At 43.0% G+C, this 12,775-nt stretch carries 14 protein-coding genes; 10 read left to right on the top strand and 4 right to left on the bottom strand.

Going from position 1 to position 12,775, the window contains the following annotated elements:
• The first annotated feature begins 28 nt into the window (after positions 1-28).
• From ZYMOP_RS08620 to xth, 4 genes are all read left to right on the top strand, one after another.
• On the top strand, positions 29-730 hold the full coding sequence (locus ZYMOP_RS08620) for a sigma-70 family RNA polymerase sigma factor (RefSeq protein WP_013934938.1): 702 nt from the start codon (positions 29-31) through the stop codon (positions 728-730).
• 243 nt (positions 731-973) lie between these two features.
• Positions 974-2,020, top strand: a complete 1,047-nt coding sequence (locus tag ZYMOP_RS08625; protein ID WP_013934939.1) for a M23 family metallopeptidase — start codon at positions 974-976, stop codon at positions 2,018-2,020.
• An 85-nt stretch (positions 2,021-2,105) separates the two neighbouring features.
• Entirely contained in the window at positions 2,106-2,453 is a 348-nt protein-coding gene (locus ZYMOP_RS08630) for a HesB/IscA family protein (RefSeq protein WP_013934940.1), read from the top strand.
• Positions 2,453-3,235 (top strand): exodeoxyribonuclease III, encoded by a 783-nt coding sequence (gene xth, locus ZYMOP_RS08635; protein ID WP_013934941.1) that lies wholly within the window; start codon positions 2,453-2,455, stop codon positions 3,233-3,235. The genes ZYMOP_RS08630 and xth overlap by 1 nt, the downstream gene beginning before the upstream one ends.
• 69 nt (positions 3,236-3,304) lie before the next feature.
• Here the strand turns inward: xth and ZYMOP_RS08640 are convergent, their stop codons facing one another.
• Positions 3,305-4,462 carry a GNAT family N-acetyltransferase gene (locus ZYMOP_RS08640; protein ID WP_013934942.1) on the bottom strand — a complete coding sequence of 386 codons (1,158 nt, stop codon included), beginning with the start codon at positions 4,460-4,462 and terminating at the stop codon, positions 3,305-3,307.
• A gap of 151 nt (positions 4,463-4,613) precedes the next feature.
• A complete protein-coding gene (locus ZYMOP_RS08645) occupies positions 4,614-5,441 on the bottom strand; it encodes a sterol desaturase family protein (RefSeq protein ID WP_013934943.1) in 828 nt (275 codons plus the stop codon).
• 159 nt (positions 5,442-5,600) lie between these two features.
• Here ZYMOP_RS08645 and ZYMOP_RS08650 point away from each other — a divergent pair, with 159 nt between their 5' ends.
• From ZYMOP_RS08650 to ZYMOP_RS08660, 3 genes are all read left to right on the top strand, one after another.
• Positions 5,601-5,876: a hypothetical protein gene (locus ZYMOP_RS08650; protein WP_013934944.1), complete on the top strand. Its 276-nt coding sequence runs from the start codon at positions 5,601-5,603 to the stop codon at positions 5,874-5,876.
• Between the two features lie 346 nt (positions 5,877-6,222).
• A complete protein-coding gene (locus ZYMOP_RS08655) occupies positions 6,223-6,897 on the top strand; it encodes a hypothetical protein (RefSeq protein ID WP_013934945.1) in 675 nt (224 codons plus the stop codon).
• Positions 6,898-6,908: 11 nt separating this feature from the next.
• The gene (locus tag ZYMOP_RS08660) at positions 6,909-7,745 is read left to right on the top strand and encodes an N-formylglutamate amidohydrolase (protein ID WP_252507421.1); all 837 of its coding nucleotides are present in this window, start codon (positions 6,909-6,911) and stop codon (positions 7,743-7,745) included.
• 34 nt (positions 7,746-7,779) lie between these two features.
• Here ZYMOP_RS08660 and lptG read toward each other — a convergent pair whose 3' ends face one another.
• Complete coding sequence (gene lptG / locus ZYMOP_RS08665) at positions 7,780-8,874, bottom strand: LPS export ABC transporter permease LptG (protein WP_013934947.1); 1,095 nt, start codon at positions 8,872-8,874, stop codon at positions 7,780-7,782.
• On the bottom strand, positions 8,871-10,082 hold the full coding sequence (lptF, locus tag ZYMOP_RS08670) for an LPS export ABC transporter permease LptF (RefSeq protein WP_013934948.1): 1,212 nt from the start codon (positions 10,080-10,082) through the stop codon (positions 8,871-8,873). The genes lptG and lptF overlap by 4 nt, the downstream gene beginning before the upstream one ends.
• A 72-nt stretch (positions 10,083-10,154) precedes the next feature.
• Between lptF and ZYMOP_RS08675 the strand changes: the two genes are divergently transcribed.
• The 3 genes from ZYMOP_RS08675 to ZYMOP_RS08685 all read left to right on the top strand — a co-directional run bounded on the left by ZYMOP_RS08675 (position 10,155) and on the right by ZYMOP_RS08685 (position 12,745).
• Positions 10,155-10,757 (top strand): DUF2141 domain-containing protein, encoded by a 603-nt coding sequence (locus ZYMOP_RS08675; protein WP_013934949.1) that lies wholly within the window; start codon positions 10,155-10,157, stop codon positions 10,755-10,757.
• Positions 10,754-11,731 (top strand): diacylglycerol/lipid kinase family protein, encoded by a 978-nt coding sequence (locus ZYMOP_RS08680; protein WP_013934950.1) that lies wholly within the window; start codon positions 10,754-10,756, stop codon positions 11,729-11,731. The genes ZYMOP_RS08675 and ZYMOP_RS08680 overlap by 4 nt, the downstream gene beginning before the upstream one ends.
• Positions 11,732-11,842: 111 nt before the next feature.
• Positions 11,843-12,745 carry a hypothetical protein gene (locus ZYMOP_RS08685; protein ID WP_041581813.1) on the top strand — a complete coding sequence of 301 codons (903 nt, stop codon included), beginning with the start codon at positions 11,843-11,845 and terminating at the stop codon, positions 12,743-12,745.
• Positions 12,746-12,775 lie beyond the last annotated feature (30 nt).

The following is a 12,775-nucleotide window of genomic DNA, read 5'->3' on the forward strand; positions in this document are numbered from 1 at the left end:
TATCTGAACGCTGCGACGGAGTAAAAACATGATCAAAAATCATGAGGAAGAAAAAAATTCTCCGGAAAATGTTTCAAATAAAGTGGCAAAGGGAGAGGTGAATTCTCAGAAAACAGGCACTGACGCCGCTATTGTTCCTGAGCACATCTCTTTGTCAGATGAGGACTTTCGTCTTCAACTTGCTGAAGTTATTCCGCATCTACGCGCCTTTGGGCGTTCGCTGTCCGGCAATCGTGAGACTGCTGATGATTTAGTTCAGGAAACTTTATTAAAAGCATGGGCTGCACGTGTTCGCTTTCAGGCGGGTACAAGCATGCGGGCATGGACATTCATTATTCTACGTAATTTGTTTCTTTCTCAAATGCGCCGCGCCCGTTTCCGAAGTGAATGGAATGAAGAAGCGGCTGCCAAGCAGTTGGTCGTTCAGGCGGGACAAGATCAAAATATTGCGCTGGGTGACATCCAGCGCGCCTTAGGTCATTTGCCCACTTCCCAAAGAGAAGCGCTTATCCTGATTGGTGCAGGTGGTTTTTCCTATGAAGAAGCGGCCGAAATTTGTGATTGTGCTGTTGGCACTATCAAAAGTCGTGTGGCAAGAGGCCGGGCAGCTTTAGAAAAATTAGTAGAAGGCGAAACTTTATCAACGCGTCATAATTCAAAACAGGACTCGCAACGTTCTGCCCTTGATATGATTATGGATGAAGTAAACGAGCTTAGTCACGGCCATTAAAATATTTATAGTAATATAATACCCTTCTTAATTTTCTCAAAAGTTATAAAGCGATCATTTAAATGACAAAGAAATGATCGTTTTTTTTGTAATTAATTCTAAAAATAGACTCCGTTAGCCAAAATTTTAAGAGCTAGCGTGATTTGGACGCAGAAGCCTTTCTGTTCAACGTATAACCGCCCTTCGCCTCTTGCCGAATTTCTGTTTCTTAGTATCAAGAAAAGGCTCTAACTGGAGAAGGTAATGATCGTCAAGGCGTCTGTTGTGCGGGATAATAATGCGGCGAATGTCGTATATTCGGATAATAAAATCATAAACCGTAAAAGTAATTCTTTTTGGTTTAAGTTGAGTTTACTCGCGGTTATGGTTTCGACGCCAGCCTTAGCCTCTAAACATGCCGGCGGGGCAAAATCGAATACCTCTCATACGACTCATGCCGTTACCGCTCACACTGCGACTGCTCACCATGGGGCAGGTCATTTAGTGAGTGCTCACGTAAAGACACCAACTTTCCACACCGTCGCGCATCCTACCCAGTTCAGTAAAATATATTCCAGAAATAGCCATTTTTCTTCTGCACGCTATGAAATGCATCATACAGCTTCCCATTATAAAATGGCTCATTTCGTACTACCCCATAGATCTTATGGCTTTCAGCCTATAGCGATTGATCCCACAACCTCAACTGTACCGGCTATTGCTGAAACACCCAGTCATGGCGACAAACAATATCATAATCTGTTCGTTTCATGGGCAAAGGCCGATGATACCGAGATTAATAATCAAGCTGCGGTGGTACCGTCTTCTACGCCACTTGGGTCTCGCTTTGCTTTGACTAGTCCTTTTGGGGTGCGCGCCGATCCTTTCCGTCGCCATGCGGCTATGCATACCGGTATTGATATGGCTGCGCCTTATGGAACGCCCGTATATGCCAGCGCTGATGGGGTTGTCGATCGGGCAGGGCAGGCATCAGGCTACGGAAATCTTATTGAAATCGACCATGGGCACACTATTCAAACACGCTATGGCCATCTTTCCCGAATTTTAGTGAGTGAAGGGCAGACGATTAAGCGTGGTGATTTGATCGGGCTGATGGGCTCATCCGGACGCTCGACCGGCAGCCATCTTCATTACGAAGTCCGAATTCAGGGTGAAGCGGTTAATCCGGTACCTTTCCTTGCTGTGGATTCCTATCATATGGCTATGCTTGAAAATGTATCTTCAGGCGCACAGGGTGGGCCAGAAAAAGATATTCGGGATGTTAAAGTGCGCCACAAGCATCATTCGTAAATCTGTCTTGATCTAATTGGAAATTCGATCTTTCTAAGAAAGATTAATGTCTTGTTTGTTTACCAAGGTAGCTTATTTATAAATTATGGAAAACAGCTTATCAGAAAAACCTGCCGTAATATTCAGCGCATCAGCGGCTGAACGCGTAACTGATATTGCCCGACAGCAAAATAAACCTGCTATTTTGCGCCTTTCAGTCGAAGGTGGGGGCTGTTCTGGTTTTCGTTACCAATATAGTTTGGCTGATCACATAGAAGCAGAAGACTGCCAGATTCATGAAGGTGAAGCGACACTGATTATCGATCCGGTCAGTTTGGATTTGTTAGCAGGTTCCACGGTTAACTTCATTAAATCGCTTAACGGCTCTGCTTTTCAGATTGAAAATCCCAATGCTGTCTCCGGCTGTGGATGTGGGTCGAGCTTTTCTATCTAATGCTAACAGTTGCCAGTTTTAATGTTAACGGCATCAATGCGCGTCTTCCCCGATTAACCGAATGGCTGGTAAAGTTTCAGCCTGATATTGTCTGTTTACAGGAAATTAAAGCGGCAGAAGATCGATTCCCAAGAGAGGAAATCGAAGCAATAGGATATAACTGCCTTTTCCATGGGCAAAAATCTTTTAATGGCGTGACTATCCTTACCAAGAAAGCGATTCCGCAGTTAATCCGAAATCAACTACCGAATGACCCCGATCCCCTCCAATGCCGTTATTTGGAAGCAGAAGTTAACGGTATTATTATTGTAAGCCTTTATCTCCCTAACGGTAATCCTCTTCCTAGTCCTAAATATGACTACAAGCTTGCGTGGTTCAAAGCTTTTGTCACGCATGCCCAAACTCTATGGAATAGTGAAAAGCCTGTTATTCTAGCAGGGGATTACAATGTTGTGCCTTCTTCTGATTTCAAAGACATTCGGGATGCTTCTGAATTAGAAGGGAATGCTCTTATCTCACCAGAAAGCCGGTTTTTCTGGCGAGAATTATTGGCAATGGGTTGGACGGATGCCATTCGGGCCCGTTATCCGAACGAGCCACTTTATAGTTTTTGGGACTATCAGGGACGCAGTTGGCCAAAGGATCACGGTATGCGCATTGATCATTTATTAATAAGCCCTGCGATTGCTGATCGCTTAATGGATGTTGGCATAGATCGTACTATGCGGGGATTAGAAAAATCTAGTGACCATGTGCCCGTATGGCTGCGTTTGCGAGACTAAATAGAGTAATTATAATCTTCTCTCTTTATTAAAATTATCGGAACATCTATAATAAAGAGAGAATATATCTTAAATATTTTTACTATATATACGGTAAATACGATTAATATCGCTATGAATAGCGGTAGCTATAGAGCGCATACCTTGATTATCATCAAGAATCCAACCGATTTCACCCCGGCTTGCCCCATAATTAGCGACAGAATTACGGCGGATATATTCAATCATCATAAAAGCAACTTGGCTAGCGATGCGTGAAGTTTGAAATTTCTTTCTAACCCCCATTAACGGGACACGCATAGTTCTAACGCGTGGTTTTCTTAACCACCAAAGCATTTTTATCCAGTTAAACGGGAATAGCTTGCCTTTAAATTCAGCCAGTTTTTCATTCACATCAGGCAACGTCATCATAAAGGCTGCCGGCTCGCCATCAACCTCTGCAACCATAATCAGATCTTCAAAAACGATAGGTTCTAGATTATGGCGTGCATGTTCGATTTCCTTATCCGTCAACGGAACATAGCCCCAATTTTTAGACCATGCATCATTGAGGATGTCCATCAGGAGCCTGGCCTCTTTCATAAAGTTATTTTTATTAACCTTACGAATTTTAATGCGGGCATTTTTTTCTCCCGATGCCACAATCTTCTGAATGAGGGGGGGGAAAGGCTTGGTTATATCTAATTCATAGGTAAAAAGGTCTTTAATACCTTTGTGACCCTCTGCCTCAATCCATGCCCGATAATCAGCCCGTTGATGACCCATCATAATCGTTGGAGGATGATCGTGGCCTTTGATCAACAAGCCCGGTTCTTCCCATATCGAAAGACTGATGGGGCCGACTATTTTTTTTATCCCTCGGTTTCGATGCCAATTTTCAGCTGTTTTCAAAAGCGCATCGGCGACCTCTTGATCTGTCGCTTCAAACATGCCCCACATACCGACATCAACTCCGCCCCCTTGTTCGGGAGGTGTTTTTTGAGTCAGTTTTTCGATATGGGCAGATATTCTGCCCACGAGCTTTCCATCTCGTTCAGCTAAAAAATATTCGGCTTCAGCATGTTCAAACCATGGATTTTTTTGGCTGTTCAGCTGCTCTCTTAATTCACTTCTTAAAGGCGCGATCCAATTTTCATTATGACGATTGAGCTCGTAGGCGACTTCAATAAAACGATTGAGATTGCGGCTTTGTGTTGTACCAATGGGATATATTTTCAGGTCAGCCATGGATAGATATTGGCCTCTTCATTTACTGCCATAAACCATAGTTTCTAAGGCAAAGAGAGAAACTTACTGTCTAAAGTGAAAAGCATTCAGGAAACAACAAACGCCATCTGTCATGAATACAGATGACGTAACAGCATGAAATATTTTTAATTCAGCGGATATCCTGTATCTTATCGACCTCGTCAAAAGAACTTTTATAACGATCTCTTTCTTTCGGGCTACATAAAACTTCCCCTCCGGAATATTGTGCGACCCACGGATATTTTTTAGCCATTTCAGGGGTGTACCCTAAATTGAAAACAGTCGGACTTTTCTTAGGGCGTTCGCGACGGACATAATAACTACCGAATAATTTATCCCAAAAGAAATTAGTAATACCAAAATTACCCTCTTCATCATGGAAATGATGCTCAAGATGCCGCTTTTTCATCAAGGCCAAGGTTCTATTACGTGGTTTATAGCCAAGATGTTGAACACAATGACAAAACTCATAAAAACAGGTGCAAAGAAGCCCTGTTGCATACCCGATGCAGGCACCTCCAAAGCCACCGATAAGATAACCTGGCAGCGCTGTTGCTAACGCAATAGAAGGCAACGTTGTATAAAGCGCCCCAAACAAAACCTCAAGATGATCAGGATCTAAATGATGATCATAGTGAATCCGTTTCCAGATTTTGGAAAAAAACACTATGGGCACTTTAAACATCCAGTGACCATGCATAACCCAGCGATGGATTATATACCAGATGAGAGGGAAACCGAAAGTAGCAAGCCCTATCGTGCATAAAGTCGGTAGTAAAGGGGCCGGTTTCCAAAGATAAAGCCCTATCATAATGGCAGAAATTATAAGATAAGTCAGAATTGTGTAATATTGGAAATAGACTACTACAAGTTCTTTGAACGTCATACGTCCAAGATAATGCGACTTTTTCCAGAATTTATGACCCGATTTTAAGGTTTTTGCATCTATTGTATTCATAGTCAGAATCCTCATTCTGCCTAAAAAGAGGGCCAAAGGGGATAGAAATCTTTATTATTCAGCTATTAATTCTAAATTAGCCATGCTTATTAAGGGATAATAAGGCCTTTTTGAGGCAAATTGAGCCAGAAAAACGGAAGCGGGATTCGGGATGGTGCTATGAAAATAAACCATTGTAAGAGTACAGTTTTGAAGAGGTCTGGTTGTAACCTTTTATTTATCAATCTTTTTATCGTAACCTTGATAATTTCAGGGTGTAAATTCGGCAATAAATCAGAAAATACAGCTAATCCAGTGCCTGCTATCGATAATATTTCTCTTGGTACTATTAATGATGATATGGCAAGTGAAAGCTTTACAGATCAGGATAATACGCAAAGCATAGACTCTGTTTTAGATTTACAGAAAAACTCTGAACTAAATCAAAAACCTTAAAAAATTTAAATCTATTTTTAATCGCTTATTTTTACTGTATTCAAAAAAATCATAAAATTTATAGAATAAAAATCTCTGACCCAATGGTTAAAAGTTGCTAGAGAAAATATCTCCATAGCTTGAGCAGAAGCTGCTCAAAAAAGGATAAAAAAATGAGCAGATTCTATGTTAAAATCTGTTTTTTATAACCCAATCCGTTTATCAATAGATTGTTTTTTAAAAGCGGCATAATCCGCATAGTTATTCAGACTGTATAAGCAGCCTTGTTTTATTTCAGCCTTCGTATTCCCAGCAGGTTTTGCCTGCTGAAGGGTTGTTAATTTTTTCTCTTGGGAGAGCTTATATTATGATCGTTTCTTTCGGCCGTCGGATCACTTCTGTCCTGACGGCGGGACTGGTTTCAGCGGGCTTACTCGGCACTGCACCGGTCATAGCTTCTACCGGATATTTATTTTGGTCGCCCCATAATTTTTCCGGTAAGCCGGTTAAAGACAATGATCCTTCTATTGTTATTCCGCTTGTAAGGGCAACGGCAGCTGAAGAACGCGCTAATCTGGTATGGACTTTACGGGCAGGTCTAAATGTTGCGGCTTTACAGTGCCAATTTTCGCCTATTTTAGAATCGGCGCAAAATTACAATCAAATTTTATCGAGTCATAAACGCGAATTGGCCGTTGCCTATACACAGCTAGGTGCATATTTCCGGCGAACGGGTGGCCGTTTTTGGCAGACTAAATTTGATCAGCATTCCACCCAAACCTATAATCACTTTTCTACCCTGCAAGCTCAGCTTAGTTTTTGTGATACAGCTTCTTCTATTGCCACTGAAGCGATAACACATCCCAGAGGACAGCTTTATTTACTGGCTGAAAAGCGTATGCAGGAGTTCAAGAATAGTCTTGTTCCTGTAAGAGATGTCTTAGCTCCGACCATGCCAGCGACGGCCTCTTTGCCTTTACCGCCATTCAATACTGAATGTTGGGACAAAACCCGTCTTGTCCGTAAATGCCAAGCTGGTTGAAAGTGAAAGACATGGCAGCCATTCTCCAAATGGGAGAATGGCCTTCAAGGAAACCTGTTCTATTAACAGTACCTCATGCCGGTCGTTTTTATCCTGAAAATTTATTAAGTCAGCTCCGGTGTAAGCCGGAGCAACTTGTTATTTTTGAAGACCGCTTTGTCGATCTCTTAATGGATGATTCTGTCGACGCGGGATTCTCTGCCTTGTTGGCAACCTGTGCGCGCATGGTTGTAGATTTAAATCGCCATCCGCATGAAATCGATCCCGTTATGATTGATCCGCCTTTAGCCCGCGAAAGCGTTTTACTCTCTTCCAAAGTCAGAAATGGTTTAGGTCTTTTTCCTAGCCATTTAGCGGGTTTTGGAAGTTTGTATTTACGGCCCATTGCGCTTCATGATGCGGAAGAACGCATTCAAAATTATCATATACCTTGGCATAATCTGATAGAAAATAATCTGGAAAATATAAAATCGCGTTATGGCGTTTCTGTTTTGTTGGATGTGCATTCTATGCCCCCCTTAAAAGCAGAGAGGCATAAAGCGGCGGCTGACATCGTCATTGGCACAGCCTATGGACATAGTACCAAGAAGGAAATAAGTCTGTTAGCAGGAGAGATAGCCGAAAAATCAGGCTTTCAAGTCGCTTTTAACAAGCCTTATGCCGGTGGTTATACTTTAGATCGCCATGGCAAGCCTACATCATCGCGCCATGCCCTTCAGATAGAAATCAACCGTGCGCTTTATCTTGATGCCGATTTATATCATCCTAGTGATAATATAAAAAATATTAGCCAGTTAATTAAGAATATTTCAGAAGCGATCGCCGATAATATCGATAGTTTTCGATAAAAAAAACGGCCACTCTTTTCTCTAAAATGAAGATCTACTCTTCTGTCCGAACGAGAATAGCTTCTCCGATCAAAAAGAATAGGACAAAAGGCGCACATGAAGCCAATAGGGGAGGGTATGTTCCAAGATTACCCATGGCCAAGGCAAAATTATCAGCTACAAAATAGGCGAAACCAAGCGACATCCCAATAACAATTCGCAGAAACAAGTGACCGGACCGTGCGAGGCCAAAGCCTGCAACTGATCCTAAAAGCGGCATTAAAATTACAGCCAGCGCCCCTGAAAAACGGTGAATAAGCCCCGCTTTTAATTCATCGGTGGGCCTGCCTGCCGCATCAAGCGCTTTTATCGTCCGAAAGAGTGGAATAGCTTCGACTTCTTCTGCTTTTACCTCTGCCAAGGTAAAGCGTTCGGGGGGTAAATCTTCATTAAGATCATAATCAGGTTGAGCCGTAATATTATCGGTTGCAACATCAAAATATTTGACATTACTCATTCTCCAACCATGGCCCGTCCAAACAGCATGATCTGCAAAAAGCATACTAGTTAAGGCATTATTATCGCGTTGATAAAGGGTTATACCGGATAACCTCGTCTTATCTCCATAGCCTTGGACATTGTCCACATGAATAAGTTTCTGGTCATCTCGAACCCATATATTAACGCCACTGGTCGCTACCGGCGGCGGAATACCGTAATCAACGGCCTGCCACGCATCCAACGCAGCCGTCGCGCGGGTGACAATCCGATCATTAAAAGCAAAGCTGAAGCAGGCAATAACCAGACAACTGGCCACTAAAGGCATCAGGATTTGATGGGCCGAAATGCCGGCCGCTTTCATCGAAATAATTTCACTGTTTTGATTAAGGGTACTAAGCGTAACCAATACGCCCAATAAAACAGCAAAAGGTAAAAATCGGGCAATAAGCTGGGGCACACGTAAGGCAACATAATGCATTATTTCGGCCTGACCATTGCCTTTATAGGCCAAGATTTTTGCCGATTCTCCCAGCATATCCAAGGTCTGCAGAATAAGGATCAAGGCCGCTAAAACAGCGAAACAGCGCACAATAAAAAGCCTGGACAGATAAAGCGCAATCTGACGTGAAGCAAAAATACGTCGGATCATGCCTTTACCTTTCTTTTAGAAAACTTTTTGAAAAACTGGACAATACGCGAGGATACGCGGGCAAAAAACCATTCCAAGGCTCCGATAGGCTGGCCACCCGGTACATAGGCTAATGTATAATACATCCGCCAAACCAATAGAGCGAACAGTAAAAAAGGCGTCCAAAGGACAATAATGGGATCAATTTTACCTAACCCCCCAATCGCCTCACAATATTGATTAAGTTTATGGTCTGTAACAATGATCAAAATAGATAAAAATACCCCCAAGGCAGATGTCGAGCGCTTGGGAGGAATAGCTAACGTAAGTGCCAGCATTGGCAGTAAGAACATAGTAACGACTTCGACAATCCGGAAATGAAAATTAGCTCTCAATTGCGCTCTTAGTTTTACCGGCAGTTTTGTGTGGTGAAGAATATAAACCAATTCAGTTAAAGTCATTTCCTGCTGATTGCCATCCCATCCGCGAAAGCTTTCAACGGCCGGTAATTTTATCGGAAGATCATGATTTTGGAAGGAAAGGACACGGGGTGTTGTAAAATCGGGGCGATTATGAATCAGTAATCCATGATTCAGCCTGAGCAGAATAATATTAGGATCATCAGACGGCATAAAACGGCCGCTATCCGCGGTGATCGTTAATTTTTGACCATTATCAGGATTCTCGCTAGTCCCAAAAATACCGGTTAGATTGCGCCCATTGTCTTGGCTGCCCTCTACCCGAAGCGTCATATGTTGCCCTAATTTCGTAAACTCTCCCACTTTGATAGCGGCCCCTAAAGCCCCCGAACGCAATTCATAGCGCAAATCTTCATAGGCATAATGAGAGTAAGGTTCGATATAGCCAACGATTGCGACATTGACTAAGGCAAAGAAAAACGCAAAAATATAGGGAATACGCAACAATCGGCTATAACTTATTCCGACCGCTCGTAAGATATCCAATTCTGATTGCAGGGCTAACTTTCGAAACGCTAACAAGATACCCAACATTAAACCGATAGGAATACCCAGTGACATATATTCAGGAAGCATATTGGCCAGCATACGCCAGACAACACTGACCGGGCCCCCTTGGTTAGCGACAAAATCAAACAGTTTTAGCATCTTATCCAGTACCATTAACATGGCAGAGACAATCAACGTAGTCACCAAGGGTACTGTAATCAGACGGATCAGATAACGATCAATGGCATTAAAAATTATCAAGCTTTATGCGCTCCTCACCATCTTCTAGCCGTAATCACCCGCCAAAGTGAATTTACGGAGACGCCGAATCTTATGACTGTGCGTCGTTATTTTCGGGTTATAGCTTTCCGGAGTAAAGAGGTCATGTTGAAATTGACAGCCCTTATCGCATGCATTCCTGTGGTTTTAGGGATGAGTGCAGCTGATGCTGCCATATTAGGGCCTTATGCATCATCCTGTCACAAGGGAAGTAACAAGCCGGCCATTCTTGTCCATATAGAAGGCCTGAAAAACCGTGACGGTTTACTGCGTGTTCAGGCCTATGATGCTGTAGAAAAAAGCTACTTTGAAAAAGGACAGTATGTTCAACGGGTTGAAATAGAACCCCCGGCAACTGGTTCGGTTGACATATGCCTGCCCGTAGCCAAAAGCGGCGCTTATACGGTCTTGGCACGGCATGATATTAATAAGAATGGTCATATCGACCATGATGATGGGGGCGGATTTTCAGGTAATCCTTCTATGTCGCTTATGGATGTTGCCTTAAAGCATAAACCTTCTTTAAAGGCGACGACCATCTCCGTTGGAAATAGCATTTCAGATGTTACAATTATTATGAAATATGTTCAGGGTCTCAGTTTCAAACCTATTGCCGCTTCTGATGAAGAAAGTGATAATAACGAGGTAAAGCGATGACGTCAGTAGCATTGCTTTCTAATCCTCAATCTACCGGAAACCGTGCAAAATTGCCTGACATCAGGCATTTTTGCGTTCAGGAGAGTGATATATTCCACTATGAAGTGGAAGCTGTTGAACAAATAGGCGATGCGTTATCAAGCATTGCTAAAACACGGCCTTCTGTTTTGGTTGTTAATGGGGGTGACGGAACCGTCCAGACGGTTCTTACTGCCCTATATACAGGCCAATATTTCGAAAAACATATGGTGCCGCCGGTTGCGGTTTTACCCAACGGTAAAACCAATCTGATTGCCCTTGATTTAGGGGCAGAAGGTGATCCCGTCATAGCCTTAAAGAAAATCATGGAGATTTCACGAGGCGAGATTAAGAATCATATTGTCAAACGTGAACTGATTGCGCTTTCGGATGACAGCGGAAAGCCTCCTGTGCTGGGTATGTTTTTGGGGGGCGCAGGTCTTGCAGATCTGATTATCTATTGTCGGGATACCATTTACCCCTTGGGCTTACCCAATGGGATCAGCCACGTTATCGCAGCCTTTGCCTTATTAATTTCCTTATTTACCCGTGTACCGCTGGCTTTTTTACCCCGTTCCGCGCGCCCTATTTCGGTATCGCTTATTCGTCAGGGACAAATAAAGGGTAATTTTTCGCTTTTGGTCGTAACTACCTTGGAAAGATTGTTGGTCGGCACACATGTTTTTCAGCAAACACCCCAAGATATGGGGTCGATGAAGCTCATGATGGTAGATCAAAATCCATTTCATCTTATCCATGCTGTGGCCGCCGGTATCGCTGGTCGTTTAGGCAAACGAAATATTAAAGGCGTTCATCTGGAGCAAGGCGATGAAATTTTGATCGCAGGGGAGAGGTCAAATCTTATTCTCGATGGTGAGGTTTTTCATGCAGATAACGAGCATCCCATTACCTTGCGCCATACCGAACCTATTTCTTTTGTAAAACTAGCCGTGTGATCCTGTTTTCTTAAGTCATTACCGTTTTTATTATTGTTTTTTTTACAGATTATTGCTTTCGATATAGTGGTCTCTTAGGTGACTATGCTACGCTTGAAAGCAATGACACAGATGAAATGGAAAAATACCGATATTCATGGTTTAAAAAGCATCATTGCTGAAGAATTGAATAGGCCCGTTGCCGAAGAGATTTCTCAAATGGCAGCGGCCATAGCCAAGCAACATCCTTCGGCAAGAGGGATTCTCTTTTATGGCTCTGCATTACGGGCAACAAACCTAGACGGGTTGATGCTGGATTTTTATCTGATTGTTGATGATTATAAGCAGGCTTATAGAAAACGCTGGTTAATATGGGCCAATGAATGTTTACCCCCGAATGTATTTCTCTTTCGCTATAAAAATTTAGTGGCCAAATATGCTGTTTTGAGTGTTGCTGATTTTCGGAAGCTAGTCTCCTTAAAAACGTTATCCGTTTCCGTCTGGGCACGTTTTGCTCAACCTACGCGCTTGGTTTGGTGTGCGGATGCTGCGGCCTCTAATACGGTAACGGCCCTTGTTGCCTGTGCTGCACCGACCTTATTGGAAACAGCCGCCCCTTTATTCTCGGGTGATGCCGATCCTCTAGCGCGTTGGCGGGAAGCCTTTCGTCTGACCTATCAGGCCGAATTACGGGTTGAAAAGTCTAATGGAAGAGCGGATCTTATTGTTGATAGTAATCCTGAATATTATCGGCGTATGACGCAAGCCGTTGTTGCCCATATCAGTCGCAATCTTCCGACGCGTAAGCAAGCTTTACGCCTGTGGGCCAAAAGACGGCGCTTAGGAAAATGGTTAAGTATTTTACGTTTGATGAAGGCCAGCTTCACCTTTTCCGGTGGTCTTGATTATCTGGCATGGAAAATTAACCGTCATGCCGGTACCAAAATAATCATTAAATCATGGCAACGCCGTTTTCCCTTAATCGGGGCGTTAACCTTGCTGCCGAAATTATTGGTAAAAGGTACAGTCCGTTAAAGATAGAATACTCTTTCCATTACGACCACT

This window comes from Zymomonas mobilis subsp. pomaceae ATCC 29192, assembly GCF_000218875.1.
Lineage (GTDB): Bacteria > Pseudomonadota > Alphaproteobacteria > Sphingomonadales > Sphingomonadaceae > Zymomonas > Zymomonas pomaceae.

What these genes read in the sequence shown, in the direction of transcription:
- ZYMOP_RS08620 (WP_013934938.1), top strand. Translation starts at nt 29, where the DNA reads ATGATCAAAAATCATGAGGAAGAAAAAAATTCTCCGGAAAATGTTTCA.
- ZYMOP_RS08625 (WP_013934939.1), top strand. Translation starts at nt 974, where the DNA reads ATGATCGTCAAGGCGTCTGTTGTGCGGGATAATAATGCGGCGAATGTC.
- ZYMOP_RS08630 (WP_013934940.1), top strand. Translation starts at nt 2,106, where the DNA reads ATGGAAAACAGCTTATCAGAAAAACCTGCCGTAATATTCAGCGCATCA.
- xth (WP_013934941.1), top strand. Translation starts at nt 2,453, where the DNA reads ATGCTAACAGTTGCCAGTTTTAATGTTAACGGCATCAATGCGCGTCTT.
- ZYMOP_RS08640 (WP_013934942.1), bottom strand. Translation starts at nt 4,462, where the DNA reads ATGGCTGACCTGAAAATATATCCCATTGGTACAACACAAAGCCGCAAT.
- ZYMOP_RS08645 (WP_013934943.1), bottom strand. Translation starts at nt 5,441, where the DNA reads ATGAATACAATAGATGCAAAAACCTTAAAATCGGGTCATAAATTCTGG.
- ZYMOP_RS08650 (WP_013934944.1), top strand. Translation starts at nt 5,601, where the DNA reads ATGAAAATAAACCATTGTAAGAGTACAGTTTTGAAGAGGTCTGGTTGT.
- ZYMOP_RS08655 (WP_013934945.1), top strand. Translation starts at nt 6,223, where the DNA reads ATGATCGTTTCTTTCGGCCGTCGGATCACTTCTGTCCTGACGGCGGGA.
- ZYMOP_RS08660 (WP_252507421.1), top strand. Translation starts at nt 6,909, where the DNA reads ATGGCAGCCATTCTCCAAATGGGAGAATGGCCTTCAAGGAAACCTGTT.
- lptG (WP_013934947.1), bottom strand. Translation starts at nt 8,874, where the DNA reads ATGATCCGACGTATTTTTGCTTCACGTCAGATTGCGCTTTATCTGTCC.
- ZYMOP_RS08675 (WP_013934949.1), top strand. Translation starts at nt 10,155, where the DNA reads ATGACTGTGCGTCGTTATTTTCGGGTTATAGCTTTCCGGAGTAAAGAG.
- ZYMOP_RS08680 (WP_013934950.1), top strand. Translation starts at nt 10,754, where the DNA reads ATGACGTCAGTAGCATTGCTTTCTAATCCTCAATCTACCGGAAACCGT.
- ZYMOP_RS08685 (WP_041581813.1), top strand. Translation starts at nt 11,843, where the DNA reads ATGAAATGGAAAAATACCGATATTCATGGTTTAAAAAGCATCATTGCT.